Source organism: Mesorhizobium sp. P3_A9, from assembly GCF_056402975.1.
In genome coordinates this window covers 1-14,634 of record NZ_JBFUGJ010000035.1, presented here as the reverse complement: position 1 = coordinate 14,634, position 14,634 = coordinate 1, and the positions used below count along the sequence as shown (strand labels likewise).

General features: G+C 63.8%; 14 protein-coding genes. 12 read left to right on the top strand and 2 right to left on the bottom strand.

The window, feature by feature from the left end; all coding sequences use genetic code 11:
• The first annotated feature begins 2 nt into the window (after positions 1–2).
• Genes AC1DX0_RS08595 through AC1DX0_RS08585 form a run of 3 tightly spaced genes read left to right on the top strand, consistent with a single transcriptional unit; the run spans position 3 to position 2,697 of the window.
• A complete protein-coding gene (locus AC1DX0_RS08595; RefSeq protein WP_477222527.1) occupies positions 3–836 on the top strand; it encodes an ABC transporter ATP-binding protein in 834 nt (277 codons plus the stop codon).
• Positions 833–1,648, top strand: coding sequence for an ABC transporter permease (locus AC1DX0_RS08590; RefSeq protein ID WP_477222526.1), 816 nt, complete (start codon positions 833–835; stop codon positions 1,646–1,648). The genes AC1DX0_RS08595 and AC1DX0_RS08590 overlap by 4 nt, the downstream gene beginning before the upstream one ends.
• Before the next feature lie 38 nt (positions 1,649–1,686).
• Positions 1,687–2,697 carry an ABC transporter substrate-binding protein gene (locus AC1DX0_RS08585; protein WP_477222525.1) on the top strand — a complete coding sequence of 337 codons (1,011 nt, stop codon included), beginning with the start codon at positions 1,687–1,689 and terminating at the stop codon, positions 2,695–2,697.
• 38 nt (positions 2,698–2,735) lie between these two features.
• On the opposite strand, the gene AC1DX0_RS08580 is transcribed toward AC1DX0_RS08585, so the two are convergent.
• Entirely contained in the window at positions 2,736–3,161 is a 426-nt protein-coding gene (locus AC1DX0_RS08580; RefSeq protein WP_477222524.1) for a hypothetical protein, read from the bottom strand.
• Between the two features lie 139 nt (positions 3,162–3,300).
• On the opposite strand from AC1DX0_RS08580, the gene AC1DX0_RS08575 reads away from it, so the two are divergent.
• The 7 genes from AC1DX0_RS08575 (at position 3,301) to pldH (ending at position 10,812) form a co-directional block, all read left to right on the top strand.
• Entirely contained in the window at positions 3,301–4,290 is a 990-nt protein-coding gene (locus tag AC1DX0_RS08575; RefSeq protein ID WP_477222523.1) for a putative B6 ABC transporter substrate-binding protein, read from the top strand.
• Positions 4,291–4,367: 77 nt separating this feature from the next.
• On the top strand, positions 4,368–5,936 hold the full coding sequence (locus AC1DX0_RS08570; RefSeq protein ID WP_477222522.1) for a putative B6 ABC transporter ATP-binding protein: 1,569 nt from the start codon (positions 4,368–4,370) through the stop codon (positions 5,934–5,936).
• Positions 5,933–7,030: a putative B6 ABC transporter permease subunit 2 gene (locus AC1DX0_RS08565; protein WP_477222521.1), complete on the top strand. Its 1,098-nt coding sequence runs from the start codon at positions 5,933–5,935 to the stop codon at positions 7,028–7,030. Before AC1DX0_RS08570 ends, AC1DX0_RS08565 begins: the two co-directional genes overlap by 4 nt.
• Positions 7,031–7,033: 3 nt before the next feature.
• A complete protein-coding gene (locus AC1DX0_RS08560; protein ID WP_172233674.1) occupies positions 7,034–7,969 on the top strand; it encodes a putative B6 ABC transporter permease subunit 1 in 936 nt (311 codons plus the stop codon).
• A 46-nt stretch (positions 7,970–8,015) separates the two neighbouring features.
• Positions 8,016–8,822: a 4-pyridoxolactonase gene (gene pldA, locus AC1DX0_RS08555; protein ID WP_477222520.1), complete on the top strand. Its 807-nt coding sequence runs from the start codon at positions 8,016–8,018 to the stop codon at positions 8,820–8,822.
• A gap of 26 nt (positions 8,823–8,848) precedes the next feature.
• Positions 8,849–10,027 (top strand): pyridoxamine--pyruvate transaminase, encoded by a 1,179-nt coding sequence (ppaT, locus tag AC1DX0_RS08550; protein WP_477222651.1) that lies wholly within the window; start codon positions 8,849–8,851, stop codon positions 10,025–10,027.
• 38 nt (positions 10,028–10,065) lie between these two features.
• Positions 10,066–10,812 (top strand): pyridoxal 4-dehydrogenase, SDR-type, encoded by a 747-nt coding sequence (pldH, locus tag AC1DX0_RS08545; protein ID WP_477222519.1) that lies wholly within the window; start codon positions 10,066–10,068, stop codon positions 10,810–10,812.
• 74 nt (positions 10,813–10,886) lie between these two features.
• On the opposite strand, the gene AC1DX0_RS08540 is transcribed toward pldH, so the two are convergent.
• Positions 10,887–11,849, bottom strand: coding sequence for a dihydrodipicolinate synthase family protein (locus AC1DX0_RS08540; RefSeq protein ID WP_477222518.1), 963 nt, complete (start codon positions 11,847–11,849; stop codon positions 10,887–10,889).
• Between the two features lie 107 nt (positions 11,850–11,956).
• Between AC1DX0_RS08540 and AC1DX0_RS08535 the strand changes: the two genes are divergently transcribed.
• Positions 11,957–12,997, top strand: coding sequence for a proline racemase family protein (locus tag AC1DX0_RS08535; protein ID WP_477222517.1), 1,041 nt, complete (start codon positions 11,957–11,959; stop codon positions 12,995–12,997).
• Between the two features lie 114 nt (positions 12,998–13,111).
• A complete protein-coding gene (locus tag AC1DX0_RS08530) occupies positions 13,112–14,239 on the top strand; it encodes a serine hydrolase domain-containing protein (RefSeq protein ID WP_477222516.1) in 1,128 nt (375 codons plus the stop codon).
• Positions 14,240–14,634: the final 395 nt, after the last annotated feature.

Here is a 14,634-nt window from a genome sequence, read left to right as displayed (position 1 = left end):
CCATGCGCATGGAACTCATTCGAGCAGCAGGTGGTCGGCCAGCCCATATCCGCCACGATGACGACCTGATCTCCGCCAAGGGTGTTTCGGTGGTCATGGCCAGCCAGCTGGTTCTGCAGAACATCGATCTTTCGGTACCGAAGGGGTCGTTTGTCTCCCTCATCGGTCCTTCTGGTTGCGGCAAGAGCACCTTGCTCAAGGTTCTGGCCGGGCTTGTAAATCCGACGAGCGGCAGCGTTTCGATCGCCGGACTTCCGCCGGTCGAGGCGGCACGCAAGCGCATGATCGGCCTCGTCTTCCAGGACGCCAATTTGCTTCCCTGGAAGAATGCCGTCGACAACGCATCGATGCTGCTTGGCATCGCCGACAGATCGCTCTCGCGCGCGGATTTGCGGGCGCGCGGGCAGGAGATGTTGGAACTGGTCGGGTTGGGCGACAGCGCCCACAAACGCCCCAATGAATTGTCCGGCGGCATGCGCCAGCGCGTCGCTATCGCCCGGGCCCTGGCGCTCGATCCGGCGGTGCTGCTGATGGACGAGCCATTCGGCGCGCTCGACGCCATTACCCGCGATTCGATGGGCCAGTCGCTGTTGGAGATCTGGCAGCGCACCGGCAAGACCATCGTCCTCGTCACCCATTCCATAGACGAGGCCATTCACCTGTCGCGCCATGTCCACGTGATGGGGATCAAGCCTGGCCGGATCACTGAGAGCCTCGATATTGGTCTGCCCTATCCGCGCGATCTGTCAGTTACGGAAGATCCGGAGTTCGTCCGGCTGGTGGTTCAACTGCGGATGATGCTGCGCGCCAGCCATCAACCGGGAGGCGCATCGTGAGCGATCAACCCATCACCAATCTCTCCGAGCAGCGGCTTGCCTCGAACTGGGCTGCGGCGACAGGCAGCTGGCTTCCAGCGGTCATCCTTCTGCTGGCGACGATCGTGGTGTGGGAAGCCGTGGTGCGGATTTTCGCCATATCCGCCTTCATCATTCCCGCCCCGACAGAGATCGCGCAATCGCTGGTCGCGCAATGGGCAACGCTGATGCAGGCGACGCTGGTGACGGCAGGCGAGATCCTTTTCGGCTTCCTCGTCTCTGTCGTGGTCGGCATTGCCATTGCGCTAATCATCGTGCGCTTCGACTGGCTGGGGCGAGCGCTTTATCCGCTGGTGGTGCTGTTCCAGAACGTGCCCAAGGTGGCACTGGCGCCGATCTTCATCCTCTGGTTCGGCTACGGGCTCGCGCCCAAGATCGGCCTGATCCTGGTCATCGCCTTCTTCCCGGTGACATTGTCGATGCTGGCGGGCATGCAGTCGGTCGATCGCTCGCTGCTGTCGCTGATGAATTCGGTCGGCGCCAGCCCGACCCAAATCTTGTTCAGGATCCGCGTCCCGCATTCGCTGCCGAACCTGATGGCCGGCACCAAGATCGCCGCGACGCTCAGCGTCATCGGCGCCATCGTCGGCGAATTCGCCGGCGCTTCGGATGGGCTCGGCTATGTCATCCAGTTCGCCTCGACCCAGCTCGACACCGCGCTGGTCTTCGCGGCCCTGCTCCTCGTTTCGGTGTTGGGCATCGCCTTCTACTACGCAGCCGAAATTCTCGAACGCATCATGGTGCCATGGGCACCGAAATTCAGCCACGCCTAGGCCCCTAGGACAAGTCAACGACAGGAAGGATCGAATCAATGCTGAGACGCTCACTCATCAAGGCGGCCACGCTCGCAGCGTTTGCCGGCGCGCTTGGCTTCTCCGGCGCGGCGCTCGCGGCAGACAAGGTCAGCGTCCAGCTCGACTGGGTGGTGCGCGGCAACCACGCCATGTTCTTCGTCGGCAAGGAGAAGGGCTTCTTCGCCAAGAACGACATTGACCTGGCCGAGATCCGTAAAGGCTCCGGCTCGCCGGACGCCATGCGGCTGGTCGGCAATGAGAACGCGGATTTCGGTTTCGGCGATCTTCCCACGCTTGCCGTCGCGCGGTCGCAGAATGTCCCGGTCGTGGCGCTGGCCGCCGTCAACCAGCACTCGCCGCTGGCGATCATCTCGCTGGCGAAGACGGTGAAGCTCACCAAGCCGGCTGATCTCAAGGGTCTCACCATCGGCATCCATCCTGCCGGTTCGACCTATATCTTCTTCAAGGGCTTCCTGGCGGCCAATGGCCTGACGGAGAAGGACATGACGCTGAACAGCGTCTCGCCGCCCTATGAAAGCTATCTGCTTCTGGGCCGGGTTCAGACGGTGGTCGGCTATGTCGACGCCGAGGTTCCCGAACTGGAGGCCAAAGCGGGCGGTCCCGGTTCACTCAGCATCATGATGGGCGCGGACCATGGCTGGCAGGCTTACGGCTCGGGCCTGTTCACCTCTCAGGCCATGATCAAGGACAAGCCCGAAATCGTCGCCCGCTTCGTCAAGGCATATAGCGAGGCATTCGACTATGTCGTGGCGCACCCCGAAGAGGCCGCCGAGATCACGGCCAAGGCTGCACCCGGTTACGCGGACAAGAAGGATGTGCTGCTGGCGCAGATCAACGCCGATATCGCGTCGACCTTCACCAGCCCCGACACCAAGGAACACGGCCTCGGCTGGATGACGAAGACGCAGTGGGAGGAAACGCTGAAGACGCTCACCGATCAGGGCGTGCTCAAGACGGCTCCCTCGGCGGATGATGTCTTCACCGACCAATTCCTGGCAAAGAAGTAAGAGGCGCGCGGTGTTGGGCGGGGCAAGTCGATGAGCGCCTACCGGCAGACCAGACTGTCCTGCTCCATGACGCAGGACACGGCGCGCTCGCCTTTCGCCGCGTCGGTGCGGTCGAGCGTGATCTGCACGCGGGTCGCATATGCGCGGCCGGCCAGGCCGCACCACAGCCGCTCGACGGGCAGGTTCTCGCGCTTGTCGTTGAGGATCGTGAACGTGCCCGTCTTGGGGTCGAACCAGAGTTCGAGGCGAGCGCTCTTGCCCGGCTCGACCGTCGCGATCCCGGCCGAATACCAGTGGGCGAAGTCGGCATTGCAGGACAAGCCTTCATTGCCCGCATTCGAAATCGTCAATGGCACCATGTCGAGTCCGTCAGTTCCGGTGCGGACGGTGACATGGTGCAACTCAACCGCATTGGCGAAAGACGTGAACGCCAGCATCACCGGGAGAATATAACGAATCTTCACTTTGCCTGAGCTCCGTAGGGTGGGTTTGTGCAGGCAGTCTATCTCGCTTCCGCGCAATAACAATAAGAATAATGATTGGCAGTCAACCAGAGAGGGTAAAATGTTAAAGCTCCTTAAAAGCAGTGTAAGCGCATTTATATTGAGCAGTGTCTTTCTTGGCGGCGCGTTTGCTGGCGAAGTTAAGTCGATCGCCATCCTGACGCCCGAAGAAGGCACCGACTACGGCTGGAATCAGCAAGGCATCGATGCCGCCAAGGCGGCGGGCAAGGCCGCCGGCGTCGAAGTGGTCGTGGCCCAGGGCCTCGGCTATGGCGATGTTCGTCCGACCTTGCGCGAGCTTGCGTCCGACGGTGCCAGCCTGTTGATCGCGCATGCCAGCGGCTACAACACCTCGGCGCCTGAAATCGCCAAGGAATTGAAGGTTCCGGTGGCGATCGTCGATACGCCGAACGGCCTGGAGAAGGGTCTCGTCGCCGACTACACGCTGAGCGGTCACCAGGGCGCCTATCTCGCCGGCCGTCTTGCCGCCAAGATGTCGCGTTCCAAGTCGGTCGGCATCGTCGTCTCGGGTGAACCGCCGTCATGGAACTCGCAGTCGGCGGCGTTCGCGCAAGGCGTGAAGGCCGAGAACCCAGCCGTCAAGATCACCTACGCGGTGATCGGGCCGGCTGCCTATAGCGACGCGGCTGGCGGCAAGCGCGTCACCGAAAGCGTGATCGCGTCGGGCGCCGACATCATCTTCGGCCAAGGCAACGGTTCGAGCTTCGGCATGCTGCAGGCGGTCGAGACGACCAAGGCAGCCGATGGCGGCAAGGTCTATTTCATCGATGTCATCGGTGACAAGTCGCCGATCGACAAGGGCTTCCTGCTGTCGTCGGTGGTGTGGAACATCGAGCCGGTCTATGCGGCAATGATCGCCGACCTGAAGGCCGACACGTTCGGCACCAAGCACTATACGATCGGCCTCAAGGACGACTCGGTGAAGCTGCTGAAGACCGCGGCCATTCCGGACAATGTCTGGACGGAAATCCAGGCACTGCGCGAAGACGTCATTTCCGGCAAGATCAAGGTCGATCCGGTGTTTGACGCGGCCGCCGTCAGGGCATTGATGACCAGCGTCGCCCAGTAAGGCGATCACGGTCGGCTGCCGGAGGGGTGATCCGTTCACCTCTCCGGCCGATTACCATTTTTTGGTGTTGGGCTTTCATGAGCAGTTCTTCTTCATCGTCCGTTGCCGGGCGCGACATCGTCGCGCTTGAAGGCGTGACCAAACGGTTTCCCGGCATCGTCGCGAATGACAGCGTCGATCTGTCGATCCGCCCGGGCGAGGTGCATGTTCTCCTGGGCGAGAACGGTGCCGGAAAATCGACATTGATCGGCATGCTGTCGGGACTGCAGCAGCCGGACGACGGCCGCATACTGGTCGATGGCAAACCGACCCCGATCACCTCGCCGCGCCATGCGCTGGCGCTGGGCATCGGCACCGTCTTCCAGCACATGATGCTGGTGCCGACGCTGACGGTGGCGGAAAACCTGTTGCTTGGCGGACCCTGGTGGCAGCGCCCCAGGACCGAAGAGCTGGAGGCGCGCGTCGCCGAGATCACCCGCAGCCTCGGCATCACGGTGAAGCTGCATGCCAAGGTGTCGGAGCTTTCGCTCGGCGAGCAGCAGCAGGTCGAAATCCTGCGCGCGATGGTGCGCAACAGCCGGTTGCTGATCCTCGACGAGTCCACCTCGATGCTGACGCCGAAAGGCATCGACGAACTGGGCGCGCTGATGCGCCGCCTTGTCGAGCAGGGCCTGGCGATCGTCTTCATCACCCATAAGCTCAAGGAGGCGGCGGCCTTCGGCGACCGCATCTCGGTGCTGAAGCTCGGCCGCAAGGTCGGCGAGATTCCGCCCGAGCGGTTTCGCGCGCTGGGTGAACAGGCGATCATCTCGGAGATCGTGGAATTGATGTTTGGCAAGCAGAAAGATGATCCGGAAGCGGTCGAGCGCCCGGTCCGTACAGTCCGCACGGATGCCGCTCCGCTGCTTCAGGTCGCGGATCTCGCGGTTGCGCCAACCGACAATGCGCCAGGCCTGTCGTCGATCTCCTTCGACATTCGCCCTGGCGAGATTCTGGGCATCGCCGGCATCGACGGCAACGGCCAGAAGCAGCTGGCGGAAGCGCTGGCCGGCCMGCGCGCGGCGACCGGCGGTTCGGTGCGGCTGGAGGGCGTTGCCATCGAGGCGCTGAGCGTCGGCGAACGCCGCCGGCGCGGTCTGCGCTACCTGACCGACGACCGGCTCGGCGAGGGCACTGTCGGCACCTTCCCGGTCTCGATCAACTTCTTCCTCAAACAGGTCGGCGCGGCCCCGTTCTGGCGCAACGGCGTCGAGCAGCGCGGCGAGATCGACAAGCGCGCCGCTGAGCTCGTGCGCGAATACGACGTGCGCACGCCAAGCCTGAAGACGCCGGTCGCCCGGCTGTCCGGCGGCAACATCCAGAAGGTGCTTCTGGCACGCGAACTGGCAGAGGGCGCCAAGGTGGTGATCTTCAACAAGCCGACCTATGGGCTCGATCTCGCCAACACATTGGCGTCGCGCCAGCGCATCCGCGACACGGCCGCTCGCGGCCTTGCCGTGCTGCTCATCTCCACCGACCTCGAGGAGTTGCTCAGCATGTGCGACCGCGTCGCCGTCATCGCCAATGGAGCGCTCGTCGGCACCGTAGAGAACACCGACGACGCCCGCACCAAGGTCGGTCGCCTGATGATCGGACTTGCCGCATGAGCATCGACACCGCACCCACAGCCAATGCCACCGCACTCGATGCCACGAGCGCGGCGGCAACGCGCCGCGACATCCTGCATCGGCTGCTGATGACGCTCGGCCCGATCCTCATCGCGCTCGTCTTAGCCGGCTGTATCCTGCTTGCCGTCGGCGTCGACCCGCTCGCCTATTACGGCTTCGTGCTGGAGAAAGGTCTGTTCTCGCCGCTTGGCATCCAGCAGACATTGACGCGCATGGCGCCGCTGCTGTTTCTTGCCGCCGGCCTGATCGTGGCCTTTCGCGCCGGCATGTGGAATCTCGGCGGCGACGGCCAGTTCCTGCTCGGCGCGGTGACGGCCGCGGCCAGCGCTCCGGTGTTGGTTCAGATCATGCCGTCCTGGCTGGCGCTGACCTGCGCGTTCCTCATCGCCATGGCAGTGGCGATGGTCTGGTCGTTGGTGCCGGCGCTGCTGCGGGCCTATCAGGGCGTCAACGAGATCATCACCACGCTGATGATGACGTTCCTCGGCACCTCGCTCGCCAATGTGCTGGTCAAGCTGGTGTTTCGCGATCCCAGCACCACCGTGCCGCAGACCCGCACGCTGCCGGTGGAAGACCGGCTGCCGCGCCTGTTCGAAACGACCATCACCAGCGGCCTGCTGCTTGGGTTGGCGGCGATCATCATCGTGCATCTGGTGATGACGCGCACGGCGTTCGGGCTGAAATTGCGGATCGTCGGCGCCAATCCACGCGCGGCGGTTCATGCGGGTCTGGGGGTGCCTGGCCTGACGGTTGCCGTCTTCGCCATTTCCGCCGGGCTGGCCGGCCTTGCCGGCGCCGTCGACATCATCGGCGTGCAGGGCAATGTCCGCGCCGACTGGAACCCTGCCTACGGGCTTGCCGTCATTCCCGCCGTGTTTCTCGCCCGCATGAACGGCTTTGCGGCCATCGGTTTCGTGTTCCTGCTCTCGGTGCTGTCGATTGGTGGCGAGAGCGCGGCTCGGCGGCTCGGCGTGCCCAATCATTTCACTCTGGTGCTGGTCTCCATCGTGCTGATCGTGCTCGCCCTCGCCGAATATTTCGATCATCGATACAACCAGTCGCGGAGGGCTTGAGCCATGACCGGCCTCTTCAGCGAAGTCTTTCTCAGCGCGCTGCTGTTCGGCGCCGTCACCGCGGCGATCCCGCTGCTGCTGGCCGGCCTCGGCGAGCAGATGTCGGAAAAAGCCGGCGTGCTCAACATCGGCATCGAAGGCATGATGCTGGCTGGTGCTTATCTTGGCTTTGTCGGCGCCTTCTATTCCGGGTCGCTGTGGCTGGGGTTCCTCACTGGTGCCGCCGGCGGCGTCGCGGTGGCGCTGATCATGGCGCTGCTCTGCGTGCGCATCGGGCTGAACCAGATCGTCATCGGCATCGCGCTGACGCTCGGTCTCGAAGGCCTGACGGCGCTGCTTCATCATTTCCAGTTCTCGCGCAGCTATCCCCGCCTGCCGGCGGCGGATGCCACCGTCATTCCGCTGCTGTCGGATATTCCTGTCATCGGGCCCGCCTTCTTCAAGCATCATTTGATCGTCTATCTGGCGGTCGCGCTGGTGTTCGCCATGGGCTACCTCTACCGGCGCACGCAGCTCGGCCTCAATTTGCAGGCAGCGGGCGACAAGCCGGCCGCGCTCGACGTCGCCGGTATCGACGTCATCAGGACCCGGACCATCGCGGTGCTGACGACCGGCGCGTTGGCCGGGCTCGGCGGCGCCTACCTCGCCAATGTCGGGGCCGGGCTGTTCATTCCGTTCATCACCAATGGCGCGGGCTTTCTCGGCATCGTGCTGGCCATGCTGGCGCGCGGTCGCCCGATCTGGGTGCTGTTCGGTGCGTTGCTGTTCGGCGTTTGCCTGTCGCTGACGACGGCCATGCAGGTGGCGGGCATCAACATACCGACCGACATCATCCAGATGCTGCCATTCCTGGCGGTGATGATCATGCTGGTGCTGTTCGGCCGGCGCGCCAGCCTGCCGGCGGCACTTGGCATTCCATACGAGCGCGGAGCGCGCTGACAAATCAGATGCGCGGAAGGGACCCGCGCCAAAACAGGAGGCAAGAATGTCGGATACCAAAGTCTACCTGCTCGACGGCGGCTCGCTCGTTCTCGACGGCTATCATGTGTTCTGGAACCGTGGTCCTGGCGGCGAAGTGCGCTTTCCCGTCTATTCGATCCTGGTCGAGCATGCCGAGGGCCGTTTCCTCATCGACACCGGCTACGACTACGACCATGTCATGAAGGTGCTGCCCTTCGAGAAGCCGATCCAGGAAAAGCACCAGACAATCCTCGGCGCGCTTGGCCTTCTCGGCCTCGAGCCCAGGGATATCGACGTCGTCGTCAACTCGCATTTCCATTTCGACCATTGCGGCGGCAACAAGTATTTTCCACACGCCAAGAAGATCTGCCACCGGACCGAGGTGCCGCAGGCGTGCAATCCGCAGCCTTTCGAGCATCTCGGCTATTCCGACCTGAGCTTCTCGGCGGAAGCGGCCGAAGCGCGTGGCGCGACCGCGCAATTGCTGGAAGGCACGACGCGCGCCAACTCGACCTTCGAAGGCGTTGACGGTGACATCGAGCTCGCCAAGGGGGTCAAGCTGATCTCGACGCCCGGCCATTCGATCGGCCACTACAGCCTGCTGGTCGAGTTCCCCAAGCGCAAGCCGATCATGTTCACCATCGACGCCGCCTACACGCAGAAGAGCCTTGAAACGCTCTGCCAGGCGGCCTTCCATATCGACCCGGTGGCGGGCGTCAATTCGATGCGCAAGGTGAAGAAGCTGGCCGAGGACCACGGCGCCGAGCTGATGTACTCGCACGACATGGACAACTTCAAGACCTACAAGACGGGCACGCAGTTCTACGGCTGAACCCAGCCCAATTCGGAGACAAGATGATGCGCTATCCCGAACACGCCGATCCGGTCATCACCCTGACCGCGGGCCCGGTGAACGCCTATCCAGAAGTGTTGCGCGGCCTCTCGCGCACGGTGCTCTATGACTATGATCCGGCATTCCAGCTCTTCTACGAGAGGGTGGTCGACAAGGCGCAGAAGGCGATGCGGCTGTCGAACAAGCCGGTCATCCTGCATGGCGAGCCGGTGCTCGGCCTCGAGGCGGCGGCGGCGTCGCTGATCACATCGGACGACGTCGTGCTCAACCTTGCCTCGGGTGTCTACGGCAAGGGCTTTGGCTACTGGGCGAAACGTTACTCACCGCATCTGCTCGAGATCGAAGTGCCCTACAATGAGGCGATCGATCCGCAGGCAGTCGCCGACATGCTCAAGGCGCACCCGGAGATCACCATCGTGTCCATCTGCCATCACGACACGCCGTCCGGCACCATCAATCCGATCGACGCCATCGGCGCGCTGGTTTCGGCGCATGGCGGTTATCTGATCGTCGACGCGGTCTCGTCCTTTGGCGGCATGAAGACGCATCCCGAGGACTGCAAGGCCGATATCTATGTCACCGGCCCCGGCAAGTGCCTTGGCGCGCCGCCGGCGCTGACGATCATGGGCGTCAGCGAACGCGCCTGGGCCAAGATGAAAGCCAACAAGGCAGCCCCGCGCGCATCGGTGCTTAGCATCGTCGATTGGGAAAACGCCTGGTCGCGGGACAAGCCGTTCCCGTTCACGCCCTCCGTGGCGGAAGTGAACGGCCTCGATGTCGCGCTCGATCTCTATCTCAACGAGGGACCTGAGGCTGTATGGGCGCGTCACGCGCTGACGGCAAAGGCCATGCGTGCGGGCGTCGTTGGCATGGGCCTGTCGATCTGGGCCGCGAGCGACGCAATCGCCTCGCCAAGCACCACGGCCGTGCGCACGCCCGACGGTGTCGACGAGAAGGCGCTTCGCCAGGGCGCGCGCGCCCGCTACGGCGTGGTGTTTTCGTCGGGCCGCGGCGAGACATTGGGAAAGCTGACACGCATCGGCCATATGGGGCCGACCGCCCAGCCGATCTACGCGATCGCGGCGCTGACGGCGCTTGGCGGCGCCATGAACGCGGCCGGCCAGAAACTGGCGATCGGCAAAGGCATCGAGGCGGCGCTGGCCGTCATCGACGCCGACGCCTGAACAGACACCATTGGATCACGGATTGAGGGAGTATTTTCATGACTGAGCGACTTGCGGGAAAGACGGCCCTGGTTACCGGCGCCGCGCAGGGTATCGGCAAGGCGATCGCCGCGCGGCTGGCCGCCGACGGGGCAACCGTCATCGTCAGCGACATCAACGCCGAAGGCGCCAAGGCGGCCGCCGCGGCGATCGGCGGAAAGGCCAGCGCGATCGCCGCCGACATTTCCAATCCGGCATCGGTCAAGGCGCTCTTCGCCGAAATCCAGGCGCTGACCGGGGGCATCGATATTCTGGTCAACAATGCCAGCATCGTGCCGTTCATCGCCTGGGACGATGTCGATCTCGACCATTGGCGCAAGATCATCGACGTCAACCTTACAGGCACCTTCATCGTCACCCGCGCCGGCACCGACCAGATGCGTGCGGCAGGCAAGGCCGGGCGGGTGATCAGCATCGCCTCCAACACCTTCTTTGCCGGCACGCCGAACATGGCCGCCTATGTCGCGGCCAAGGGCGGCGTCATCGGCTTCACCAGAGCGCTGGCCACCGAGCTCGGCAAATACAACATCACCGCCAATGCGGTGACGCCCGGCCTGATCGAGAGCGACGGCGTCAAGGCGAGCCCGCACAATGAGGCGTTCGGCTTCGTCGAAATGCTGCAGGCGATGAAGGGCAAGGGCCAGCCGGAACACATCGCCGATGTCGTGTCGTTCCTAGCGAGCGAGGACGCGCGCTGGATCACCGGCCAGACACTGAATGTCGACGCCGGGATGGTCAGGCACTGAATTAGATTGCCGCCTTCTCAGCCCCGCAATGCGACCGGCGGCCGTACCATGGCCGCCTTGTCGCACTTGCCGGGTCAGGCTGCGTATCTGGCAATCACGCCGGGTTGCCTCGACCACTGGGCATACCAGCTGTCGAACAATTTGAGCTGCGCCTCGGCATAACCGCGCTGGCTGTCGCTCAGGGCATCCGTCTCGTTGAAGTGCAGCTCGTATTCGGGAGCTCCCTTCAGCACCATCATGTGCTTGAAATAGAGCACCAGGTCAGGGCCTTCGTCGAAGGAGGACAGCACGGCGAGCGCGGCGTCCAGTTCCAGCGCGCTCTGGCGGGCCTCGACGTCGCCCTTGGCCGCCGCCTGGCTCAAGCCCACAAGGTGCAACACCTCCTTGGGCAGGACGTTGCCGATGCCGGTGATGGCGCCGGACGCACCGCAATTGACGAAGCCGTGGAAGACGGCGGTGTCGACACCGATCATCAGCGCCACCTCATCGTCGCGGCTGGTGATGTTTTCCGCCGCATAGCGCAGATCCGACGGGCCGCCGAACTCCTTGAAGCCGACCAGGTTAGGATGTTCGGCGCGCAGGGCAAAGAACAGCTCGGCGCGTGTGGCAAAGCCGTAATAGGGGCTGTTGTAGATGACCGCTGGCAGGTCGGGTGCGGCCGCCAGGATCGCCTTGAAATGATTGCGCTGCGCCGTCACCGAGGGCCCGCGCGACAGAACGCGCGGGATTACCATCAGGCCCCGGGCACCGACCTTCTGGGCGTGCGCCGCATGGGCCACGGCCTTGGCAGTGTTCACCGCGCCGGTTCCCACGATCACCGGCACGCCGGCTTTCACCAGGCGCTCGACGCCTTCCATGCGCTGCTCGTCGGTCAACAGCGGCCAGTCGCCCATCGAGCCGCAATAGACGACGGCCGACATGCCGGCCGCGATCAACTCGCGTCCCTTGCGCACCAGCGCGTCGAAGTCGGGTTGGCGGTCCTGCGTGCACGGGGTCATCAACGCCGGCATGCAGCCGGAAAAAACATTAGAGGTCATTTCGGATTCTCCTTGAGGCTGGCACGCAGATTGACCAGTTTGTCCCGAGCGGCATGGCTTGCCAAGCAAAATAGTTGTGGCCGCCAGGGACCAACGCAGGAACAACAATGCGCAGCAAAACCAGCATTCATGTCATCGGCTGCCATGCCGAAGGCGAAATCGGCGACGTCATCGTCGGCGGTGTCCTGCCGCCGGCGGGCCGCACGATGATGGAGAAGATGATCACGATGGAACGTGATCATGACCATATCAGGCGSATGCTGATYTGCGARCCGCGCGGCAGCGTYGCGCGCCACGTCAACCTGCTCGTTCCCTCGACGCGCGAGGATTGCGTCGCCGGCGCCATCATCATGGAGCCGACGGAGTATCCGCCGATGTCCGGTTCCAACACCATATGCATCGCCACGGTGCTGCTCGAAACCGGCATGGTGCCGATGCAGGAGCCCGAGACGCGCTTCAAACTCGACATGCCGGGTGGCGTCATCGAGGTGCGTGCCGAATGCCGCGACGGCAAATGCGTCTCGATCACCTTCCGCAACGCGCCCGCCTTTGCCGAACGTCTCGACGCTGCCATCGAGGTCGAAGGGCTCGGCACGCTCATTGTCGACATCGCCTATGGCGGCATGTTCTACGCCATCGTCGATGCCAAGGCGCTCGGCTTCTCGGTCTCCCCCGACGAGGCGCGCGAGATCGCGGTGGCCGGTGAGAAGGTCCGCCGGGCCGCGCGCGAGCAACTCGACGTCGTCCATCCGGACTTCGAGCATGTGCGCGGCGTGTCGATCGTGCAGTTCGCCATGCCGTTCCAGGGGCCGGGCAACGTCACGCGCAACACCTGCATCGTCTCGCCGGGCCGCTCGGACCGCAGCCCGACGGGCACCGGCACATCGGCGCGCATGGCCGTGCTGCAAGCCCGGGGCTTGATGGACGTTGGCGACGTGTTGATCCATGAATCGATCATCGGCTCGCGCTTCACGGGTCGGATTGTGGATCTGGCGGAAATCGGCGCCCGCAAGGCGATCGTTCCGGAGATCACTGGCCGGGCCTGGATCACCGGTGAGCACAGCTACTATCTCGATCCGACCGATCCTTATCCCCAGGGCTACGTGCTGTCGGATACCTGGGGCACCTCCACTTCGGTGAAGCAGTAGTCAGAGCCGGCCTTCTCAAGCGTCGGGCAATTCGCTGGACTGGCGAGTTCCCGCCAGGCGAGAATGGTCTCAACGGCGGCATCCGTCGCGTTCGCACTTGGTGAGAATTCGCGCATGAACATAGATGGTATCTGCGATCCGCGCTTTGGCGCCGTGCGCGAGGCGTTCGCCGCGTGTTTCGCGCAAGGGCTGGAACATGGCGGTGGCGTAAGCGTCGTCGTTCACGACAAGACTGTCGTTGATCTGTGGGGCGGTCATGCGGATGCCGCTCGAACCCGCCCGTGGCGGCAGGACACGCTGATCAATGTCTGGTCCTCCACCAAAGGCGTCGTGGCGCTGGCGATCGCTATGTTGGTGGAGCGCGGCAAGCTGGATTATGCCGCACCCATTGCCCATTACTGGCCGGAATTCGCGGCCGGCGGCAAGGAACGCATCACGCTCGATCAGGTGATGTCGCACCAGGCTGGGTTGAATGGCCTTGCCGTGCCGATGGACGAAGCGGGTCTGCTCGCATGGACGCCCTTTGTCGACGCGCTTGCGGCCATGTCGCCCCTATGGGAGCCCGGCAGCCGCTCCATCTATCACGCGCTTACCTACGGCCATCTTGCTGGCGAAGTGCTGCGACGCGTGGACGGGCGAAGCATCGGCCGCTTCATCGCGGAAGAGATCGCAGGCCCGCTCGGAGCCGATTTTCATGTCGGTCTGCCGGACCGCGAGGATTACAGGGTGGCCGAGATGATCGAGGGGCCCAGGACTTCGGACTGGGTCGAGTTTGTCCGCGCCTCGCCATTTCCGCACGCAAGCGACAATCCGGTGCCGCGTGCATTGGCCCCCAATGACCGCGTCTGGCGCGCCGCCGAAGTGCCGGGCGGCAACGGCCAGTCGACGGCGCACGCACTGGCCCGCATTTACGGCATGATGGCAGCCGGCGGTGTCTGCGAGGGCAAGCCTCTGATCAGTCGCGCGGCAATCGAAGCGGCGGTGCGACCGCGGTTTCGCGGCATGGATGAAAGCTTTGCCGCACCGGCCGCCGTCGCCGCCGGCTATCAGATGGAGGATCCAGTCTATGCCGGCCGCGCATCGCCGCAAACGTTCGGCCACTCTGGCTGGGGCGGCGCCATCGGCTTTGCCGATCCCGGCGCCGGCGTCGGTTTCAGCTACGTCACCAACCGCATGCTGGGTTTCGACGACATCGACCCACGCCGCAAGGTGTTGATCGACGCCGTTTACGACTCGCTCTGACGGGAATAGAGACAGTGCACTTTGATCGCTATTCGCCTTTGCTGCGGCTGCGTGTAGATTGACCGAATGGCTCGCCTCGCTCACAGTATCGTTCCCGGACTGCCGCATCACGTGCCACAGCGCGGCAACGGGTGAGGAAAAATTAGTGCACTGTCACCGTAACTCCCAGCCGCGGCGAGATTGGGCGATAACTGCGAATTACGGTGACAGTGCACTTTTTGTCGTATTTACCCGGTCATCGCTGATCTGACGCCGGTGGAAAGGACCGGCTGCCGTCGTCGCGGCTTTCGATGCCCTGCGCAAGGCGGAACATCGGCCAACAAACCTGTGGCTAATCCCTCTCCCACACCCCCGCAAATCTCCGCATCGCACCACCATCTGTAGTAGTCTCACCC

What these genes read in the sequence shown, in the direction of transcription:
- AC1DX0_RS08595 (WP_477222527.1), top strand. Translation starts at nt 3, where the DNA reads ATGCGCATGGAACTCATTCGAGCAGCAGGTGGTCGGCCAGCCCATATC.
- AC1DX0_RS08585 (WP_477222525.1), top strand. Translation starts at nt 1,687, where the DNA reads ATGCTGAGACGCTCACTCATCAAGGCGGCCACGCTCGCAGCGTTTGCC.
- AC1DX0_RS08565 (WP_477222521.1), top strand. Translation starts at nt 5,933, where the DNA reads ATGAGCATCGACACCGCACCCACAGCCAATGCCACCGCACTCGATGCC.
- AC1DX0_RS08560 (WP_172233674.1), top strand. Translation starts at nt 7,034, where the DNA reads ATGACCGGCCTCTTCAGCGAAGTCTTTCTCAGCGCGCTGCTGTTCGGC.
- pldA (WP_477222520.1), top strand. Translation starts at nt 8,016, where the DNA reads ATGTCGGATACCAAAGTCTACCTGCTCGACGGCGGCTCGCTCGTTCTC.
- ppaT (WP_477222651.1), top strand. Translation starts at nt 8,849, where the DNA reads ATGCGCTATCCCGAACACGCCGATCCGGTCATCACCCTGACCGCGGGC.
- pldH (WP_477222519.1), top strand. Translation starts at nt 10,066, where the DNA reads ATGACTGAGCGACTTGCGGGAAAGACGGCCCTGGTTACCGGCGCCGCG.
- AC1DX0_RS08540 (WP_477222518.1), bottom strand. Translation starts at nt 11,849, where the DNA reads ATGACCTCTAATGTTTTTTCCGGCTGCATGCCGGCGTTGATGACCCCG.
- AC1DX0_RS08530 (WP_477222516.1), top strand. Translation starts at nt 13,112, where the DNA reads ATGAACATAGATGGTATCTGCGATCCGCGCTTTGGCGCCGTGCGCGAG.